This window comes from Brevibacillus sp. BC25, assembly GCF_000282075.1.
Lineage (GTDB): Bacteria > Bacillota > Bacilli > Brevibacillales > Brevibacillaceae > Brevibacillus.
This window is the reverse complement of record NZ_AKIX01000026.1, coordinates 47,491-67,841: the sequence shown is the minus strand read 5'-3', so window position 1 is coordinate 67,841 and position 20,351 is coordinate 47,491. Positions and strand designations below refer to the sequence as shown.

The 20,351-nt window shown below is 45.4% G+C and carries 19 protein-coding genes; 5 read left to right on the top strand and 14 right to left on the bottom strand.

Going from position 1 to position 20,351, the window contains the following annotated elements; all coding sequences use genetic code 11:
• From PMI05_RS06110 to PMI05_RS06085, 6 genes are all read right to left on the bottom strand, one after another.
• Positions 1–1,536: histidine kinase dimerization/phospho-acceptor domain-containing protein (locus PMI05_RS06110; RefSeq protein WP_304412531.1), on the bottom strand; the 1,536-nt coding region annotated here is incomplete at its 3' end.
• 232 nt (positions 1,537–1,768) lie between these two features.
• Positions 1,769–2,917 carry an ABC transporter permease gene (locus PMI05_RS06105; protein ID WP_007718672.1) on the bottom strand — a complete coding sequence of 383 codons (1,149 nt, stop codon included), beginning with the start codon at positions 2,915–2,917 and terminating at the stop codon, positions 1,769–1,771.
• Positions 2,914–4,044, bottom strand: coding sequence for an ABC transporter permease (locus PMI05_RS06100; RefSeq protein WP_007718669.1), 1,131 nt, complete (start codon positions 4,042–4,044; stop codon positions 2,914–2,916). Before PMI05_RS06100 ends, PMI05_RS06105 begins: the two co-directional genes overlap by 4 nt.
• Before the next feature lie 15 nt (positions 4,045–4,059).
• On the bottom strand, positions 4,060–4,998 hold the full coding sequence (locus PMI05_RS06095; protein WP_007718666.1) for an ABC transporter ATP-binding protein: 939 nt from the start codon (positions 4,996–4,998) through the stop codon (positions 4,060–4,062).
• 118 nt (positions 4,999–5,116) lie between these two features.
• Positions 5,117–6,232, bottom strand: a complete 1,116-nt coding sequence (locus PMI05_RS06090) for a sensor histidine kinase (RefSeq protein ID WP_007718663.1) — start codon at positions 6,230–6,232, stop codon at positions 5,117–5,119.
• A 16-nt stretch (positions 6,233–6,248) separates the two neighbouring features.
• On the bottom strand, positions 6,249–6,950 hold the full coding sequence (locus PMI05_RS06085; protein ID WP_039960332.1) for a response regulator transcription factor: 702 nt from the start codon (positions 6,948–6,950) through the stop codon (positions 6,249–6,251).
• 268 nt (positions 6,951–7,218) lie between these two features.
• Here PMI05_RS06085 and PMI05_RS06080 point away from each other — a divergent pair, with 268 nt between their 5' ends.
• The 4 genes from PMI05_RS06080 to PMI05_RS06065 all read left to right on the top strand — a co-directional run bounded on the left by PMI05_RS06080 (position 7,219) and on the right by PMI05_RS06065 (position 11,045).
• Positions 7,219–8,004, top strand: a complete 786-nt coding sequence (locus PMI05_RS06080; RefSeq protein ID WP_007718657.1) for a bifunctional 2-polyprenyl-6-hydroxyphenol methylase/3-demethylubiquinol 3-O-methyltransferase UbiG — start codon at positions 7,219–7,221, stop codon at positions 8,002–8,004.
• 146 nt (positions 8,005–8,150) lie between these two features.
• Entirely contained in the window at positions 8,151–8,762 is a 612-nt protein-coding gene (locus tag PMI05_RS06075) for a TetR/AcrR family transcriptional regulator (RefSeq protein WP_007718654.1), read from the top strand.
• Positions 8,763–8,784: 22 nt separating this feature from the next.
• Positions 8,785–10,089 carry an MFS transporter gene (locus PMI05_RS06070; protein ID WP_007718649.1) on the top strand — a complete coding sequence of 435 codons (1,305 nt, stop codon included), beginning with the start codon at positions 8,785–8,787 and terminating at the stop codon, positions 10,087–10,089.
• A 95-nt stretch (positions 10,090–10,184) separates the two neighbouring features.
• Positions 10,185–11,045, top strand: coding sequence for a copper amine oxidase N-terminal domain-containing protein (locus PMI05_RS06065; protein ID WP_007718645.1), 861 nt, complete (start codon positions 10,185–10,187; stop codon positions 11,043–11,045).
• A 581-nt stretch (positions 11,046–11,626) separates the two neighbouring features.
• On the opposite strand, the gene PMI05_RS06055 is transcribed toward PMI05_RS06065, so the two are convergent.
• The 6 genes from PMI05_RS06055 to trpB form a co-directional block, all read right to left on the bottom strand.
• A complete protein-coding gene (locus tag PMI05_RS06055; protein WP_007718639.1) occupies positions 11,627–12,502 on the bottom strand; it encodes a radical SAM/SPASM domain-containing protein in 876 nt (291 codons plus the stop codon).
• Positions 12,503–12,622: 120 nt separating this feature from the next.
• Positions 12,623–13,216, bottom strand: coding sequence for a GNAT family N-acetyltransferase (locus PMI05_RS06050; RefSeq protein ID WP_007718637.1), 594 nt, complete (start codon positions 13,214–13,216; stop codon positions 12,623–12,625).
• 15 nt (positions 13,217–13,231) lie between these two features.
• Positions 13,232–13,897 (bottom strand): CPBP family intramembrane glutamic endopeptidase, encoded by a 666-nt coding sequence (locus PMI05_RS06045; RefSeq protein WP_238543257.1) that lies wholly within the window; start codon positions 13,895–13,897, stop codon positions 13,232–13,234.
• A gap of 143 nt (positions 13,898–14,040) precedes the next feature.
• Positions 14,041–15,255, bottom strand: a complete 1,215-nt coding sequence (locus tag PMI05_RS06040) for a NupC/NupG family nucleoside CNT transporter (protein WP_007718632.1) — start codon at positions 15,253–15,255, stop codon at positions 14,041–14,043.
• A 57-nt stretch (positions 15,256–15,312) separates the two neighbouring features.
• Positions 15,313–16,251, bottom strand: a complete 939-nt coding sequence (locus tag PMI05_RS06035) for a nucleoside hydrolase (RefSeq protein WP_039960331.1) — start codon at positions 16,249–16,251, stop codon at positions 15,313–15,315.
• Between the two features lie 194 nt (positions 16,252–16,445).
• Positions 16,446–17,612: a tryptophan synthase subunit beta gene (trpB, locus tag PMI05_RS06030; protein ID WP_007718628.1), complete on the bottom strand. Its 1,167-nt coding sequence runs from the start codon at positions 17,610–17,612 to the stop codon at positions 16,446–16,448.
• Positions 17,613–17,829: 217 nt separating this feature from the next.
• Here trpB and PMI05_RS06025 point away from each other — a divergent pair, with 217 nt between their 5' ends.
• Complete coding sequence (locus tag PMI05_RS06025; protein WP_007718624.1) at positions 17,830–19,152, top strand: esterase-like activity of phytase family protein; 1,323 nt, start codon at positions 17,830–17,832, stop codon at positions 19,150–19,152.
• Positions 19,153–19,199: 47 nt separating this feature from the next.
• Here the strand turns inward: PMI05_RS06025 and PMI05_RS06020 are convergent, their stop codons facing one another.
• Together PMI05_RS06020 and PMI05_RS06015 are read right to left on the bottom strand one after the other, a co-directional pair.
• Positions 19,200–19,715 (bottom strand): SMI1/KNR4 family protein, encoded by a 516-nt coding sequence (locus tag PMI05_RS06020; protein WP_007718622.1) that lies wholly within the window; start codon positions 19,713–19,715, stop codon positions 19,200–19,202.
• 144 nt (positions 19,716–19,859) lie between these two features.
• Entirely contained in the window at positions 19,860–20,294 is a 435-nt protein-coding gene (locus PMI05_RS06015) for a HEAT repeat domain-containing protein (protein ID WP_007718620.1), read from the bottom strand.
• Positions 20,295–20,351 lie beyond the last annotated feature (57 nt).

The window sequence follows — 20,351 nt, the reverse complement described above, 5'->3', positions numbered from 1 at the left end:
TAGCCGCTTCTCATCTGCCAAGATTGGCGGGATGGACTCTGGTATGTCCATTTTCAGTTGAACAGGCTTGCCTTCTACCAAGTAAGTGAGCATGCTGATGATGCCGGAAACAACCGATTGAATATGCACCGGCTTCTTCTGCAACACGATATGCTTGTCCTGCAATCGTACGACATCTAGCAAATCGTCCAGTAAATGAGACATTCTGCGGCTGATCGTGATTAAGAGCTCCATATCCTGCGTGCTCCGACCACCCATGACATGCTTTTCATTGTTGACGACAGTCTGAGCGATATTCAAGATGCCGTGCAACGGTGTCCTCAGTTCGTGCGAGGTATGGGCGAGAAACTGGTCCTTGAGCTTGTCCGCTTCTTTCAATTGCTCCGTTAGCTTTGCCTTTTCCTCTGAATTGCGAAAGAATCGCTTGAACCAGTAAGCAGAAAAACTGACAAGTGCAGCAACCAGGTCGAGCGGATAATACACGTACTTGATATCGATGATTTTATATTCCATGATGGCGGACCATATGACATTGGAAAAAATACTCGTTGCAGCAATGAGCAAAAATACAGCATCATGCTTGTTTTCCATGAGCATGCGGCTGATTCTGAAAATAAACAATAACAACGGGCCAAAATAAATAATGACTAAAAATGGCGTTCCAGCTAAAATATACACCCATTGTGCCGTTCCCAGCACGATGACTGCCGAATAAAGACTGAGCACGGAAAGATACGCCCTAAACGGCCTAGAGTTTTCTTTCTCCCCTTGATCAGATAGACTTCTCACCAATAATATCATCAGCAAAGGCTGCCATATGTAGGCGAGCACTTCTACCTTGATCGACCATGTATAATCGATCGGGAGCCAAAGTAACAGCAGATTGTCATAATCAGACACAGCTTTTATCCCCACGCAGGAAAGCAACAGCAAAAACACGAGAAACTCTTTGTAGCGGGCATTCAACACATACAGGATGCCGGCATACAAGCCATGAAGCAACAAGATGAGGAAGGTTGCCATCTGGAAGCCGATAGAATACCAACGATCGGTGTCAATAGCTGCCTGCGACCCGAAGTAAATCGATCTGACGATGCCCCCTTCGATTGGATTATGAAAGTTGGCCGTTCGGACAAGCACTTCAATGACCTTTGCATCACCTGCAATGTACGTAACCGTGAAGGATGCCTTCCGCGCCGTGTACTCTTCCGCTGTTGTCGCAGGTACTCCGACTCTGGCTAATATCTCTCCGTCAACCTCTACGGTAGAAGATGCTTCCACTTCCGGAACCCATAAAGTGTATGGCTGATTTAGTGGTTGATCGACCAAGATCCGTAAACGGTATGTTCCATAGCCATACGGTGACGGAGCGTCCCGGGAAAAAGCGCTGCTCCAATTGCCAGGCACTTGAACGTATTGTCGTTCGTCATTCGATGATTGCTTGAGATCTTCATGCGTGATCAAAGATTCAGGGAAAAACTCCCATTCCCCATCCAGTGAAATGGACGGGGAATTTTCAAAGTCCCACCCGCGCATATCAAGAACCCCTTGAACCACAGGCGGATGCTCTGGAAACGCATGAAACGAAAACCAGAACGTTCGAAGACCTAGAAGAAATGCTAAAAACATGAGAAGAATCACAAGATGCTTACTTATGAGTGCTTTTGAATGACTCCGATTATGGTTCCTTAGCTTTATCATAGTAAGCATCTTTCGACACACTTCGGATTATCCCTTGTCAAATTGCAGTTCCACAGTCCTATTTTTCTCACACAAACTGTCTGTTATCGTTATTCCGCCCAAACCGATAAATGGCGATCAAGGCAAAAACCGTAGCGAATGCGAGCAAAATGGCCATGTTCAAATACAAGCTCCCCAGACTGTACCCTTGTTGAAGCTTATTCACCGTATCGAGCAACCAATGCTGGGGCAAGAATGTTGAAATTTTGCGCACGGTGTCCGGCATGATTTCCATTGGAAAGAAGCAGCCAGCCAGGAGGCACGTCGGTACAATGATCAGGTTGGAAATCGCTCCGGCACCTGCTCTACTCTTCGCAAAGGCAACGGTCATCAGAGAAAGTGCGATTGCCCCCAGCGCGAACACGAACAACGGCAGAAACATTTGACCATACGAGACGCCTGCATCTATGCCGAAGACGTTTTTCATGACGAGCAAGGTCACGATGATTTGCAGCAGCAAAATAAACATGCTGACGATAATATTCGAGAATACATAGGATCTAGCCGACATCGGCGAAGAAAGGAGTCGTAAAAAGGTGCGATTCTCTTTTTCTTTTAAAATGATCTCCGACATGTTCACCGCTGAAAACATCATGAACATAATGAGGAAACCAATCGATTGATTCGTCATACGCGTCACGTTCGAGGTGTCTTGCAGCGTTACCGTATGGAGCTTGTAGCTTTGCTCGTGGTATGCCGTATACAGCTTCGTGAACTTAGCCCCATCCGCTTGTGCCGCTTTTCCAATCGCGGCAAGATTGCCGATATAACTGTGCAGCATGGCCTTCACGTAGGCAGTAACCTGTTCACCTTTTACGGATACAATATTCAAGTGTGCTGGCGCCCCTTTCCGAACACTAGCAGCATACCCTGACTCGAAAACAATTCCGCTATCCAGCTTACCAGAAACGATTTGTTCACGCATCGTTTGTTCGTCGATGACTGTAACCTTAATATGATTCAATCTCTCGATAAACCGGATCGTGTCCTGCGTGATCATCTGGTCCCCATCTTGATTGATGATTCCGACATGGATCGTGCCGCTGCCTGCATTGCTGTAGAGGGTAAGAGACAGCAGAACCCCTGCGATCGGCAAACCCAAGTAAGTGAACCAGTTTTTTTTACTACGAAACGTCTCCATCAGCGTTTTCCGGATTAGCCATAGCATTTCACTCATACAAAAGCACCCTCCCGTCTGCGCATCGTGATAACAGAAATGATGATGAACGCCGTGGCAATGCTCACATTCATCGCAATCGCAACCCATGCGCCTCTCGGATTGTCTGTGTAGATGATTTGCATCAGACCTGTATTCGCCCAGTGAAGGGGAGAGAATTTGGCCAAGAGACTGAAGAAACCAGCTGATTGATCAACGGGAAAATAAGCACCGCCTACAAAGGAGGCGACTTGCGTAAAAATATTGTTGATTGCCCTTACCCCTTCACCTTTAAAAAGAAAGCTGATCCCCAGACCCAAGCTGACCGCAAGCAGCACCTCTGTCAAAAGTACGAGGATAACCATTCCGTAGTGGTTGCCCCAATCTGCTTGGAACACGAACTTGCTAACTAAGAACACGACGAGTACGAAAAACAAATTAACGAACGTACTGCCGATAATTTTGCCGGTAAAGATAGTACCTTTGCTGACAGGTGCAGCCATTAATCGTGTGGACGTTTTGTTCGTTCTCTCCCCGGTGAACAAATAACTCGCAGAGAACATCGAGTAGAGCGCAATCATGGTCGTCATCGCAATCGCGTAATAGTCGATTGCCCCCGGTTTTTTATTTGGATTCAAGGTCGTTTCATGAATAAAATCATCACGCTGTCCGGTACCCTTGACTATTGCCAAAGCAGATTCGGGATCTATCTGATAAGCTGCGGATGCGAGCGAGTACCGATCTGCAAAAACGGTTAGCATTCCCGCGAGGATATTGCTTCCTATCGCATTCTTGCTGCTTCCATAAAACTCAATCCCCGCATCACTGACGATTGCGTACCCCGTATAGCGATCCGCGCGAACTTCCTCCTGCCCGTCCATGCCTGAACTTACTTGAGCGACCTCCACTCCTTTATCACCCAATGCTTTTATAAACGAGTTCCACGCCGTAGACATTTCCTCATTCGTCCCGTTGCTTTTATACAGCAAGCGCATGTCTCCTACGGTCCTCGTTTCGTCAAATGCATTGGAAAGGGCAGAACCTAATATCAACATCAGAATGATGGGAAGTGCTAGCATAAATATAAACGTTCTCTTTTCGCGAAGGCTGGACTTGATTTCTTTTACAGCGATACTCCATATATTCATGGCAAAGCCCCTCCTCTAGTCTCGCAAGTTTCGACCAGTTAAGGTCAAGAACACAGTCTCCAGATTCGGCGCTTGCTCTTCAACGGAACGGATTTCTACCTGATCCTTGATGAAGTGTTGAATGATCCGGTTCAGGTTGTTGATCTCCGTTTTCGATACGATTTTGATCGTATTCTCTTCTTGAAGCACCGCATTCACACCAGGAATCGCCTTAATACCTTCGAGGTTTAACGGTTCATCTGCCCGAACGCCAATCCAAATTTCCTTCGCGTCGGTAATAATCGCTTTTAGCTCCTCCTTCGATCCTTCCGCGATGACTTTTCCATGGTCGACGATAGCAATACGAGTGCAGATTTCTTCGACTTCCTCCATGTAATGGCTCGTATAAATGATCGTGCAGCCCATGTCGTTTAACTTGCGTACCGAATTCAAGATATAATTGCGCGAATGAGGGTCAATCCCGACAGTAGGTTCGTCCATGATGATCAGCTTCGGCCGATGGGCAATGGCGCAAGCGATGTTTAACCGACGCTTCATCCCGCCAGAGAAGTTTTTGGGAAAGCTATTAGCTTTGTCGCCGAGACCTACGAATTCAAGCGCCTCTTCCGTCCGTTCGCGAAGCAGTGATCCACGCAGTCCGTACAAGCCAGCAAAAAACCTCACGTTTTCATAGGCAGTCATATCCTCGTAGATGGCGATATCTTGTGGTACGATTCCGATGTTCATTTTGGCGAATTTGCTGTGCTTCTCAATATTTTTTCCCAGCAGGGTAATCTCACCCTTTGTTAAGCGCAACAGGGAGGCGATCATGTTGATGGTCGTGCTCTTTCCTGCTCCGTTGGCCCCCAGGAAACCAAAGATTTCTCCTTCACGTACGTTCAGAGACATATTGTCGACGGCGACGAAATCACCGAATTTTTTCGTTAACTGACGAATCTCCAATACATGACTCACGTAACTCACTCCCTTCGTGGTTATGTCTGCATTGTAATAAAAAAGGATGCCCCTATGTCAGTGCATAAGTTCATCCCTCGGTACATGAGAATTCTCATGTTGTTTCTCATGATCTTCTTCATTCGTTGCGATAAGGTAGCAGTGTGGTCACGCTAAAGCCTCGCGTACCGTCTACAATCACTGTTCCACCAGCAGATGCAGCTCTCTCCTCCATCCCGAGAATGCCAAGCCCTTTTACAACCTTTTCTGCGCCGGCCCCATTGTCTGTGACCACTGCTTTTATGAATGTATTCAGCACCCGTACCTCTAGGGAAATCACTGTTGCCTTCGCATATTTGAGTGCATTCGTGACCGCTTCCGTCGCATTTTGCTGGATGATTTTCCATTGAATCGGTGAGATGACGTCAATGTCTCCGTCAAAAGTAAGCGTGGCTGTCACTGTCTCTCTCGCAGACAGCTCATCGACAAACAACCGGAGTCGATTGATTCCCAGCTCCTCCGGCCGAGGCTTCACATCCTTGAGTGTCACTCTGATTCGCTCCAGCCCTTCCTTCGATATTGCGATCGCATTACGGAGCAGTTCGGATGCCTTGTCCTGATCAGTCGCCATCAGCAGTCGCGACGCTTCCATTTGTATCAGCGCACCTGCAACCGCATGCCCCACATCGTCGTGAATTTGTTGGGAGAGGCGATTGCGCTCCTCCAGTTGAATGGTATAGGCTGACTGTCGGAAATACTCATGATTTTCGTTTAAGGTACAGGTCAACCTGTATAAATCCTCTCTCTGCTTCTCCCGTTCAGCCTCCAGCCTGCCAAGCTTAACTGTCAACATACTGCCGCATCTATACAGAAAAAAGCTAAGCAAAGCCGTAAATAAAAACAAGGGCACCCATTCAGGCGGCACGATGAAAAATGGCAGCAACATACATAAAAATACGACCACCGGCTGCTTACCCGCTAAGAAAGCTAGCTCCAAAATATTGATTGGCAAGAGAAGTACAAACAACGGGTCAAGTACGAGTCCACTCGCTATCACGAACAGGATGGATAGCCCAACAAACCATTGCTGATGATTCCTCTTTTTCAAGATGAGAATAGTGAGATTAATAGCCAAATACAACAAGTACACAAGAATTTGCCACGGGTCAATTTCAGAAGTGGGATGAGCAAGAAAAGAAGTCACGATGATAAACCCAAGCACCGCTGCCTTGTTAGCCATTGTCCATAACTCCATCGGTAGTGACCTCCTTTCAATCAGACATGTGCGTTTCGCCCGTCAAATAATAGATGGCGATCTGCGTACGGTGTTCAAGCGCTGTTTTATTCAAGATAGAAGTAATGTAATTCGCAACTGTTCCCTCGGAAATAAACAGCTTCTTGGCGATTTCTTTGTTCGATAGCCCTTTGGCGATCTGCTTCATGACATCGAGCTCCCGTTCCGTAAATAAGCTTTGGTCGATTTTGCTTTCGGTAGGGATGGCTGCTGTCACTTTGGGAGGAGCGGTAGTGGACACGGTATCAGTCGTGTTCTTCCCTGTATTTAGGTTCATTTTGATCTTATCCAGGACGACATCCTGCAACACATGATGGTTGTTATAGACACTCTTGATGGCATCTCGAATGCGGTTGGGATCATTGTTTTTCAATAAATAGCCGCGTGCCCCCGCTTGAATGGCTTCGAGGACAAATTCGTCATCGTCGAATGTGGTCAAAATGAGTGGTTTGACCGTAGTCTCGGCAGTCAGCACACGAGTCGCTTCCACTCCGTTCATATTCGGCATCCGAACGTCCAAAAGCGCGACGTCTACCTCGTTCTGTTTACAAAACGTCACCGCCTCGACTCCATCCTCCACACTCCCCACTACTTCAAACTCCTCGAAGCTCGTCAGGATGATTTTCATGCCTTCCCGTATAAACGAATTGTCGTCTGCGATCAACACTTTGATTTTCAAAGCAGCTTGCCTCCTGTCAAACAAACCCTCGACCGCATAAAGAGCGGACGTATATATTTTTCCCAATATTACCACTGTCCCGCTTTGCTTCACAATTGTAGAATCTCTCCCCTAATTGTTCTCACTTTCAGTTCACACATGGAAAAATTAACGCTTCGAAATTATATAGACACGAATCATATGTGTCAGTATGATAAATTAGCTAAACCCTCGAAACCAACATATCGGGGCCAATTTTTTGAATGGAATACTCTATGGAGGGGAATTTGTGGAAACAGCACAACTAAATAAAACAGCTTGGAACACTGGGGCTTATCAAGCGTGGCTGAAACGCTTTGGAACACCTGTTGAGGCAGCGGTCAAAATTAAAGAAGACCCCCAAAAGCGAATCGGTAAAGTATATGAGCACATGGGGGATATTCGCGGCAAGAAGATTATCAATTTACTCGGTTCTAATGGAAACAAAGCCGTTGCGCTCGCCTTGCTAGGTGCCGACGTGACCATCGCCGATTTCTCTCATGAGAATGAGCAGTACGCCAAAGAACTGGCTGCAGCTGCCGATGTTGACCTGACTTACATCGTATCGGATGTATTGCAGCTACCTCCAGATGTATTGTCTGGTGAGTATGATCTCGTTTTTATGGAATTCGGTATTCTTCATTACTTTTTGGACTTAACCGAATTATTCCAGGTGGTCAACTCGCTCCTGCGAAAAGGCGGCGTTCTCGTCCTCCAAGATTTCCATCCGGTATCCACAAAACTCATCTCCTCACGCGGAACGACTGCTAATATCCGCAAACATAAAGTAACAGGCGATTATTTCGACACCTCGCTTGAGGAAAAGGACATTGCTTTCTCCAAATTCCTTTCTAACGGGATAAATGACACGGAATCAAAAGTAATGTTACGCAATTGGACCTTAGGGGAAATCGTTACGGCCATTGCAAGCAAAGGGCTGTGCCTAAACATGCTGGAAGAGCTCCCGAATCTTTCCTCGGAAGTTTTTGATAAAGGAATCCCGAAAACCTTCACGATTATCGCCGAGAAATTATAACGAACGTTTGCCATCATCTTAATAAATTCCTAATACTGAACAGAGGAGATTTTCCCTCCTCTTTTTCTTTCATGCGCTTATAGACTGACGGTCAGTCATATGGTAATCTGTATCCAACCACATACTGACAATCGAAGGAGGCGCCGATGAAAAGAATCGTGAAAGATCCCACAACACGGCGAGCAGAAATATTGGAAGCGGCCGGGGAACTATTTCGAAATCAGGGTTATGTCCATACAACCGTGGATGCGATCATTCAAAAGGTGGGCGTAGCGAAAGGAACCTTTTATTACTACTTCAAATCGAAGGAAGAGATCCTTGAAGCATTTGTCCAGTCCATGGTCGATACACTTTGCGAAGAGTACAAAAAAATCGCAGATGACGCTACCTTACCTGTCATGGAGAAGGTTCGCCAGATGCTGCGCAGCCAAAGCCACACCATCGACAAGCAAGCAGATTGGATGGAAAGCTTGCATCGCCCTGAAAACAGAGAGCTTCACGAGCGTCTGAACATCGCCATTATCTTAAAAATTGCCCCTGTCCTTGCGCAAGTCATTGAACAAGGAAATAAAGAAGCTGTCTTTCATGTTGAGAATGCCTTGGAGACTGTTCAGTTTCTCCTCGCTGGTTCGCAATTTTTGTTGGAATCAGGCATTTTTCATTGGGAGCAAGAGGAACAGACAACACGATTACAAGCCATGCAGGTGATTATTGAAAGATCACTGGGAGCTGCGCCGGGGTCCTTCTCGTTTCTGTAATGGATGAAAAGGAGGAAAAACAATGAACACTCATGATAAAGCCTTTCGCAGATTCCTGATCATTTGGTCAGGACAGCTATTTTCAGCTATCGGAAGTGGACTTACCGCTTTTGCCTTGGGTGTCTTTGTTTTTCAACAGACCCAATCTACCATGAGCTATTCGTTAATCATTCTCTTTTCTTTTCTCCCCTCCTTCCTTTTACTTCCCTTTAGCGGGGTGCTGGCAGACAGATTTGACCGCAAGAAAATGATGATCATTGGCGATCTCGGTTCCATAGCCGGTATCTTGTTCATCTTGCTTGTCATGCTGTTCGGGCGTATGGAAATATGGCACATCTATTTGGGGGTCGGCATCAGCTCGATCTCTGCCGCTATTCTAAACCCAGCCTTTAAAGCCGCCGTTTCCGATCTGGTTTCGGAAGAGATGTACTCACAGGCAAGCGGGCTCATCCAACTGGCAAGTTCAGCTCAATATCTTATTTCTCCACTCGTTGCAGGATTTCTTCTCAGTGCTTTTGATATCCAGCTCGTCTTACTCATCGATATGATGACCTTCCTTCTAGCTGTCGGCGCCGTGCTGATGATTATGAAACACGATACCACTCCCCAGAAACATGAAAGACAAAGCTTTTTTCACGAAATGTCTGAAGCCTTCCGCTATCTCCTTTCAAAGAAAGGGGTTTTCTCGTTAGTTCTGTTAATGTCCATCGTGTGCTTTTACATCGGGCTGCTGCAATCGCTTTTTGGGCCTATGATGCTGACATTAGCTGATTCCAAGACGCTCGGTATTGCCCTCTCTGCATCTGCATCGGGCATGCTCGTCAGCAGCCTTTTGATCGGACTTTTCGGTATGGGAAAGAGCAAGGTGTTCATGCTGTCCTTCTCTCTCGTACTTGCTGGCTTGTTTTATGCCCTGATGGGTGTGTTTACTTCCGTTTGGCTGATTATGGTTTTTGGCTTCCTCTTTTTCATCACGCTTCCCTTTGTGAACACGAGCCTGGAGGTTCTCATTCGAACGAACGTCGAGAATGAACGGCAAGGCAGAGTATGGTCGATGATCACGGCTATTTCGCAAATCGGGTTCGTACTGGCATTTGGATCGGCAGGATTTTTGGCGGATCATGTATTCAATCCGTTGTTTGATCCAGATCGATTGCTGGGTCAAACGGTCGGGCAGATCATCGGAACGGGGACGGGCAGAGGAATTGGCTTTCTGTTTGTTCTCTCTGGCGTACTTGTGACGCTACTGGGAATCGTAATCGGACGTGTAAGGAAGATACGGGATTTGGAAGGATTTACAGTGAAAGGTATCCATTCGTACAAATAAAAATATTTTCTCAAAACCTATGCAACCTATTCATATTTTCCTCCGTCTGGAATGTCGAGTTCATGAGACTTACACCTAGAAGGAGGAAGATTCAAATGAAAAAAGCTATATCTACTTCGTTGGTTGCTATTCTACTCGCAACAAGTGTACCTGCTGCTCTGGCGGCTGACCTGGAAGGCAAAGGAAAAGGGAATGGCAAGCCCGAAGTAAAGACGGAAGCAAAAGATAAATCCAAAGAAACTTCTGTCAAAGAATCTGATACCGATACTGATAGCGACGATGAGGACTCAACCGAAGCTAGCACAGAAACCAACATCAAAGACGTAAAATTGAAAAAACAGCTGATCGAGCTTCGCCAAGAGCTCAAGCATACGGCTGAAATCACGGAAGATCAAAAAGCGAAATACGAGCAACTGGTAGCTGAACTGGAAAAAACCACTGACAAACAGGGAGCTTTGGACGTACAGCTTGAGCTTCTTCAGCGCACGTACCAAAAAGGAGATTACACACCATTCAAAAAGCTTGGAGAACTCCTTGAGGATACTGGCTCTACAGAAGTGAAAGCATTCGTAGATGGAAATCAGGTAAAAGCGGATGTGGCACCGTTTGTACAAGGTGGAAGAGCTTTGGTGCCTGTACGTGCTATCAGCTCCGCATTGAAAGCGGAAGTAAACTGGAAGCCAGAGACTCGTACCGTCGAAATTACGCGTGGCGAAAAATCTATCACGCTGTACCTCGATAAAAAAGAAGCAACTGTAGACGGGAAAACCATTTCTTTGGACACGGCGCCTGTACTGAAAAATGGACGTGTATTCCTGCCTCTGCGCTTCATCAGTGAACAACTGAACGCGGAAGTAAAATGGCAAGAAGAAGGCAAAATCGTTATCATTGACGACATTCAAGCCTCTAACGAATCCGCCCAAGATACAGACTCCGACGATACATCTGCAAAGTAATACAGGCTACAAGCCCTCACATAGCTGAGGGCTTTTTACCTTTCGTCTAACTTGGCTCATATAGCATAGAAAAAAAGATAGTGGTTCTCATTAGCTCCTTTTAGCTATGAGATCCGCTATTTTTTTGTTTTTACCATCACTTTTGCCCATGACATTGTGGGAGGATAACTGCTTTCGCCATTTTTCCGCGTCTGAAAACAAGCTTATTTCCCCTATAGTTCGTCCAGTCATGTCCAAGCGGCATTCATAAAATATTGTATGAACACTAAGGAGGTGGATGTATGTCTTGTGGTTGTAAAGATCGAGAAAAAAAACGCGAGATTGAAAAAGATTGTGACACAGACATAGAAAGGGATTTCGATAGAGACGTGGACGAAGATTTTGACAGTGACCATGATCGGTGTGGTTGTGGTCGCCGCCGCCGTCGTCGTCGTCGCTGCCGTTTTTGTTCCTTCTTCCGTCGCCGTCGTCGCCGCTGTCGTTTCTGTTTCCTCCGCTGTCGACGTCACCGCCGTTGATAGTAGTGTCCTTCTAATAATGAAGAAACGTCCGAATCATTTGACTCGGACGTTTTGCTTTTGCTACGCTCCAAACCTCTGGCGGTACCCGCATCTTCTGCATAATTCCTCGACAGCTTCTCTGCGAGAAAATCCATCTATCAGGTTATTCGCCCGCTCGCCATCCACAATATCAGTGAAAGAGGTCTGATTGATATTCCCTAGATTAATAACCCCTTCCCCATCGAGACAGCACGGCACAACTGTTCCATTTTCGAGAATCGCCGCCTGTGTGCGCAGGCCATGGCAAAAGCCTTTTCCATCATCCTCAGGTGCTGTCAGACTCGGCCATTGGAATTCGTAATCTTGGTTCAAATAGACGCGATCATTGATTTTTACCCCACTGCCCGGCACTACTTTTTCTTCAATTCGATAGTCCAGCCCAAATTCTTTCTCAATCACTTCGAGTGTCTGGCGGTTTCTACTCTTTTGAATGTTCGTGGCGTTATCCTGTGTCAAATTCCACAGACGGAAAGAAAAAATCACTTGATGCTCCTGAGCTTCCCGAACAAATGAAAGAATCTCCCGCAAATAACCTTCGCGGTTGGTTGAGCCGATATGTCCATCAAAGCTGTGAAGCGAGAAGTTCATTTGTCGGAGCGCAGGCTTGCCCAGCAATTTATGCCGATTTTTCGCGATCAGCGTACCATTTGTGGTGATATTGACCTTGAAGCCTTTCTCATGACTGATATCGAGCAGCTCATCAATTTTGGGATGGAGAAGCGGTTCCCCTTTGACGTGCAAATAAATGTAATCGGTGTGCGGTTTGATCTCATCCAGCCTTTTCGCAAAGTCTTCTACTTTAATAAAACTTTTACTACGCTCTGTTGGCGGACAAAAAGTACAGGCGAGATTGCAAACGCTGGTGATTTCTATATAGACTTTCTTAAATGTTTTCAAGATGTTTTCCCCATTCCCGATGCCTATGATTGATCATACCCATCATAGTAACATAGGAGGGCTTTTACAGGTAACGGTGTATTCTGGTGGTTTGGACGAAATCTCGCGTCTACTCGATCCTTATCTTACGCCTTGCATAGACATCAAGGTCTGATAGTCCTCTTTCAGCATTCCGTAAATCTCTAGATCCACGATTCCTTTACCCGACCATAGCGTTGCTTGTCTAAGCGTTCCTTCCTTCATGAAGCCATTCTTCAACAATACTTTTTTGGAGGTCTCATTCGGAGGCATCACTTCCGCCTGTATTCTGTTGACGTTGACATCCATGAACAAAAAGTGAAGCAGTATGTTTACCGCTTCCGTCGCAATCCCTTTTCCCCAATGCGCTTCGGACAAGAAGTAGCCAATCGTCACCATGTTTACCTTTTGATGAAAGTCGAAAGCTTCGATAATGCCAAGCAAGTGATCGGGGTTATCATTGGCGAATATCCCCCATTTGATCCTGGATTTTTTCAAATAGTCTCTCTCAAAATGCCCGATCATGTTTTTCACTGTCGCTTTATTATGCTTGGGGATAATCCCGCAGTATGCAAATACATGGTCATTGCTGTAGATTTCGAATACTTCGTCCAAATGCTGCTCTTCGATTTTCTTCAAGGTGACACGATCTGATTTTAAAATGGGAAACTGGTTAAAAAGTACGTCAACGTTCATGATTTCAACTCTCATTCATTTCAAAAATAGTAGGTAGACAGCCATAATCCCTGAATCGGCAAGGATATGACTGACAATCGATCCCATCAGTGATTGGCTCTTGTCTCGCATATATCCCCAAACCATTCCCGCCAAAAATACTGGCAAAACCATACCGATATTATACGGCCAGCTAAACAAAGGAATGATGGAGAGGAAATGATACAGGCTGTAAAACAATGACGTCAGCAAAATAATGGTTCTCTTTGTCAGCTTCCCTTCCAGCTTTTTAGACATATATCCTCTCCAGTAGATTTCCTCAAGAAACGGGTTGATCACTAGCAAAACAAGGATGAGCCAAACGACAAGATTACCTGAGAAATCCCATTGTACCAATAAATTTTGCAGATCATCCTTATCAAACAAAAGGCTGTGAAAGAAATATCCCGCAAGAATAATGGTGATAAAGAAAAGAAGTCCAGTCAAAATGCCGTGATACATATTGGGGCGGTTGATTCCCAATCCCATTTGCCTGAATGTGTCCCGCCATGTATTTCTTTTCAAAACGATCATATCCACAAACGGAACCGCAAACAGCCACCCGTAAAAAAGCAGAAACGTGACTGGCACGCTACTCATGACTTGTAACCCTAAAAAGATCATAATCGTTGGCCCTAAAAATAACAGAACTTGCTTCATCATATCCCCACCAAATCACGGCTTGTTTTTACTAACAAGATTGTAACGAGGAACACCAAAAGCGAGTAGTACTAACTTCGCGTAGTACCTAATAAAAACGAGGGCATGGATCACTCCAGCCCTCGTACTTATTTCTACTTATTCATCTAAATGAGCATCCCCGCAATCGCTGCGCTCAACAGATTTGCCAAGGTTGCCCCAACTACTGCACGCAAGCCCATCTCCGCAAGGTCTGATCTTCTTGACGGAGCAAAGCCGCCCAAGCCACCAATGACCATAGCCAGCGCAGCCAGATTGGCAAAGCCGCAAAGGGCGAAGCTGATGATCACAACGCTTTTTTGCGACAAATTGACAATCTCAGGTGCAAAAGCCGTGTACGCTACAAACTCGTTGAGGACAATCTTTTGCCCGATGAAAGAACCGGCTTTTAGCGCTTCCTCCCATGGAACCCCGATCATAAAGGCAATCGGCGCGAACAGGTAACCTAAAATGTGCTCAAGCGTCAACGCTTCTATTCCCACTAACCCGCCAAGCCAGCCAATAATCGAGTTCAGCAAGAAAATTAACGAGATAAACGCGAGCAACAGCGCACCGACACCAGCAGCCACTTTTAGCCCGTCCGAAGCTCCGCGAGCAGCCGCGTCAATGACGTTTCTGGACTCTGTATCTTTCATGACTTCCACACGTTCCACTCTGTGTGGCTGTTCTGTCTCCGGCATTATAATTTTCGCAAGCAACAAACCACCCGGCGCTCCCATGAATGCTGCCGCCAGCAAATATTCAATCGGAACACCCAGCATCGCATACCCACCGATAACCGAACCCGAAACGCACGCCAGTCCGCCTGTCATTACAGCAAACAGCTCGGACTTGGTCATTTTCTCAATATAAGGCTTTACGACAAGTGGCGCCTCAATCGGACCCAAGAAAATATTTGCAGAGGCTGACATGGATTCGGTTTCGCTCGTTTTGAGTACCCGAGACAAAAATCCACCAATAATTTTCGTAGCCCACTGCATGATTCCGAGATAATACAGGACCGAAATCAAGGAAGAGAAGAAGATAATGATCGGCAATACTTGCAGGGCAAATGTAAAGCCTGCATTCTGTGCACCCAGTATCCCGCCAAACAAGAACTGAATTCCGGCATTCGTCGAATCAATGATGCTTTGTACGATCGACGCCAAGTACTCCAGAAGCTTTTTCCCAAAATCCCATTTCAGTACGACCAAAGCAAAAATAAACTGAATCGCAAACGCACCAATGACCGTTCTCGGATTAATCGCTCTGCGATTTTTCGAAAACGCAATGGCTATTATAAAAATTCCCAGGATGCCGAGAACTCCCCAAATGTATTGCATGAACGTATCCTTTCTGTATCGCCAGCTGTGTCGATATCTCAGATGACTTGCTTTGTTCTAGATCGCTTTTTTCGCTAAATCTGTCATGTAATCAAAGAATGCATCACGATCTACGTCATAAACCACATGTACAGGGCGTCCGTCAGCCGTCTCAACAGTTCGGCCTTGGCTTGCCCCTTCTGTAATGACGATGCTGTTAACCGTTTGCACCTTTACAAGATCACTATTGCCAACAAATGCTGTGGTTAATACATCCCACAGGTAGTAAGTCGAGTTGGTCGAGAAGTGTACGAGTGGCGGCACCATTGCATAGCATTGACCCAAGAAATCTACACCGATATGCTTGCGCTCTTTTGCCCAGCGCTCACGAACATCCAGTGTCAGTGGGACTTGGTTCGTGCTTTCCAGTGCGACCAAATCAATCTCCATTCCACTTTCCCATACGCGAGCAGCTGCTTCCGGGTCCCAGAATACGTTCCACTCTGCTGTTCCATCGTGCTCAGGCTCATGCACGTTTCCTTCTTCACGGAATGTTCCGCCCATCCACACCAGGCGCTCTACTTTTTCTTCGATAGTTGGATCGATATCCAAGGCACGCGCAAGGTCAGTCAAAGGACCAGTAAACAGCAAGGTCGTTTTTCCTTCTGTTGCACGCAGCGTTTCAATAATGTGAAGATGCGCAGGCTTGTCCGCTACTGGCGTAATCACTTCTCCTGATTCATTGAGGAAGGGCAGTGCGTCTACATAAAATGCATGCATGCGCCAGTCCTTTGGAAAAGGATTTTTCCCGCGGGAATTGGACTCTGCTACATCCAAACCGCCGTTACCGAAACGATCAATGATTTTCCGGCTGGCAAACATCGCTGGTTCCAAGTAGCAATCCGCTGGAATGACAGATACCCCTGTCAGATTCACATTGTCCATTTGGAGCAGCAAGAATAAAGAAATTAAATCATCAACGCCGCCATCATGGTTAAAGTAAATGTTTTTCTTCATCATTATTATCTCCAATCTCATACATGAACTTGTAAGAAGTACAAGTAAACCACTATTATTTGGAACCCTTCAAAAAATAATACTAAAGTTTCACTAAAAAATATATAACCATTATGAACAAAACAGCTGAAGGACAAAAAAGAGAGACTATCCTCCAGTAGAAAATCTACTTTGGCGATAGCCTCTCTATCACTTTATTTGTTTAACAGATGGAAAACTTGCTCTACGTCTTTGTCACCCCGTCCTGAAAGGTTAACAATCAGGATTTGCTCCGGTGAAAGAGTAGGAGCCAACTGCAAGGCATACGCAATGGCATGTGCACTTTCCAAGGCGGGAATGATCCCTTCTGTTCTCGATAGTTCTTGAAAAGCCGCCAACACTTCTTCATTCGTCACCGTGTAATATTCCGCTCGTCCACTGACTTTTAGCTGGCTATGCTCTGGGCCAATTCCAGGATAGTCCAACCCAGCAGCAATTGAATACGTTTTTTGAGGTTCTCCATTTTCGTCCAGCAATACGAGGCATTTAAAACCATGAATGACGGCTGGAACCCCTTTGGTCAAGGTAGGTGCCTGATCAGGCTCAACACCAATCAGACGTACGGATGGCTCCTCTATATAGTGGGCAAAAGCACCAATCGCGTTACTGCCACCACCAACAGCAGCGATAACCGCATCCGGCAAGCGACCTTCTTTTTCTAAGATTTGTCGTTTGGATTCTTCACTGATAATCGATTGAAAATACTTTACCATCGTAGGGAACGGATGCGGACCAACCGCAGATCCTAATAGATAGAACGTGTTCTGATAGTTTTCAACCAAATCATTCAGCGCTTCATCGACCGCATCCTTCAATCTTCCTTGCCCTTTGGACACCGCAATCACTTTTGCCCCTAAAAGCTCCATCCGAAACACATTTAAAGCTTGCCTTTTCGTATCCTCCGCACCCATATAGATCACGCAATCCATGCCAAACATCGCGCAAACAGTCGCGGTAGCAACTCCATGCTGTCCTGCACCCGTCTCGGCAATAATACGCTGTGCACCCATTCGCTTTGCCAGAAGGATTTGACCGATGACATTATTGATCTTGTGGGCACCCGTATGGTTTAAATCTTCCCGTTTCAGATAAATTTTGGCACCGCCGAGTTTTGCAGTTAAATGACGAGCAAACGTCAACGGATTTTCCCGGCCTATATATTCTTTCAGATAATACTTGTACTCTTCGATAAATTCCTCATCATCTTTATATCTTTCAAATTGTTCGGCCAAATAATCCAATACTTCCTGTAATTGTGGAGGTACAAAGCTTCCTCCGAACTCACCGAAATATCCCTTTTTTGTCTGTTCTGTCATTGACATGCTCATCTCTCCTCAGCTATAGCTAGTCCTCAATCCTTCCTTGCATTTTATAAGATCAAAAGAGCGTGTGTCAATTTAGTTTTATGATTATTCAGAATCCATTAGTTTCTTGTTAATTTTTACAAAACCATCATTTTAGCTTCATATTTTCCCAATATAAATCGGGTAGTCTAACAAAAGCGGTTCATTACGTCGTTTTTTTATTCGGAGGGATATCATGAAGATTCACTTTCAAAAGAAAAGCTTGCTGATCGCAACAATCACGGCTCTATCCTTGATCGGAACACAAGGAGCAGGTGCAACTCAAAATGTAACGGGAGCACCCGTTGTAGCCGAAATTCATGAATGGAAAAATCCTCCTGCGCTCGCTGAAGGTATTAAAGAAGGCGGCTTCTCCGGTCTGGTGCATCTTCCTAACGATCCTCCTTCTATCTTTTATACATTGGCTGACCGTGGACCAAATGGGCAATACGGCAAGGACGAGCTACGTACGTTCCCTGACCAAAACTACACACCACGCTTGTACAAAATCAAAGTGGAGAATGGAAACATTCACGTTTTGGAAACCATCAAGCTGCGTTTGCCACAGGGCAAGATCAACGCTTTTACAAAAACGAACGATATCAGCGGATTGCCGAATCTCGCTGGCCCTGATGAAGTTCCCTACGATGTAACGGGAACAAAAAAGATTAGTTACGATCCAGACGGTTTGGATTTGGAAGGTATCGCTTACAGCCCGGTCGACGATACATTCTGGTTATCCGACGAATACCGCCCATCCATCATTCAAGTAAAGCGTGACGGCACAATCCTGGGCCGCTATGTACCAAAGGGCACTAAAGAAGCCTTGGTTGCCGCAGGCGCAAAGATGGAGATTTTTGATACGCTGCCAGCCGTCTATTCCAAGCGCATCGCAAACCGTGGCTTCGAAGGTATCACCATCTCGCCAGACGGTAAGTTCTTGTATACTTCTATTCAAAGCCCGATGGCACTCCCTGATAAAAAGACAGGCGAATCTTCCCGTAATCTCCGCATTTTAAAGATGGATCTCGCCACCAAAAAAGTCGTAGGCGAGTACATGTACATCGCAGAGAACGCGAAAGATTTCGTGAAAGTGAAACAGAAAGACGTCGTTATCAGCGACTTGGCGGCACTCAGTCAGGATGTTTTACTGATTGACGAGCGAGACAAAAATGCCGGTGCAGACGTACAGCTTAAGCGTATTTACAGAGCAGATTTTTCGAAAGCAACCAATTTACTAGGTACGTCAACAAGTGAGCATGACTTCGAAAAACTCACCGTTGCCCAAGTGAAAGAGAAGGGAATTGTGCCTGTTTCCAAGGAATTGCTGGTTGATGTAGCCAAGCTGAATTATCCGCATGAAAAGCTGGAAGGATTAGCGATTGTGGATAAAAACACGATTGCCGTTGTGAATGACAATGATTTCGGCGTAGATGGCTATGATGAGAAGGGTAAGATTAAAATCAATAGCAATCCAACGCAGATGTATGTGATTAAAGTAGGTAAGGATTTGAAATAAGAAGGAAAGCCTCGTGGGTGATACATATCCACGAGGCTTTTCCTTAGTTATTCGTCTTTCCATTCATACAGCTTTGATAAAAATTCAGTAAATGTAACGGCGACTGGAGTAATGGCTTCTCTTTGCCATTCTTCTAATGTTTTTTCTTCTAGGTCACCATCATACAGGTCTTCCTCTGTGATCATAAATTCGTGATGTACGAACACAACGATTGGTTCAGCATGCTTTCCATTGCTATAGTCGAAGCAAATGTAATTACCGCTACCATCGTATCCGATAGGAATCACTCCATCAGGTACACAATCCTTAACATTTTCATGGGCTGTTAAAATATAGTACCTTCCTACCTTACTGCTAAGACTATAGAACTTATTAAAGACTTTACCTTTTACATCCCCGTAATCAAAGACCCAAGGAATAGGAGCTCCCTCATTGTTCTCAAGCATACATTCTACGAAATCTTTGGGAAATCGTACGCCCAAGGCAGTTTCTACTTCTTCGATATCTTTGATGTCTATTTTCTCTGTACAGCTTTCAAATGTTACATGATTTGGAAATGTCATGTCATTGCTCCCTGTAAAGAATTTCGCTATCTTTGCACCACTTTACTTATATCGGTAATTCTTACATTTCGTTGAAACCAGAAAAACAAAAAGAAGGGGTATGATCCCCTTCCTTCGCCACTCATTCCATCTCTACTGCTCTTTTTATAACGCCGCCCAGGTGTTTTCGAGCCACTGATCAAAATCAGCACCTTTTTCTCCCTCGTACGTATCATAGATATCGCTTCTCATTTTTTGCAGTTTCTCTTTGAATTCCTCGAACGTATGACCTTTTGGCAAGCTTTTCTTAATTCTTACCAAGGCTTTCGTTGCTCCTTTGATCAAGTCGCCTTTTTTCTGAGAAGGTAATCGAACACCTTCCCCAAATGCTTTCAGTTTTTGGAAAGCAGCCTCTTGCACTTTGTACACCGTATCGCTTTCCATAATTCGCTTCAGTAATTGAATCGTTTGCTCATGCTTCCACTGTCCTAATTCTTCAACAGCCTCTAAGCGCTCTCTCCAATTCGATGTTCGATTAGCAGCTTTCTTTAATTCATCAAAGTTTAGGGGAAACTCGTTTTTCATTTCAGTTTTATTCAATCAAATCTATCTCCTTCTGACTATCATCCTTCTATTATGACACTACATCACACAAAT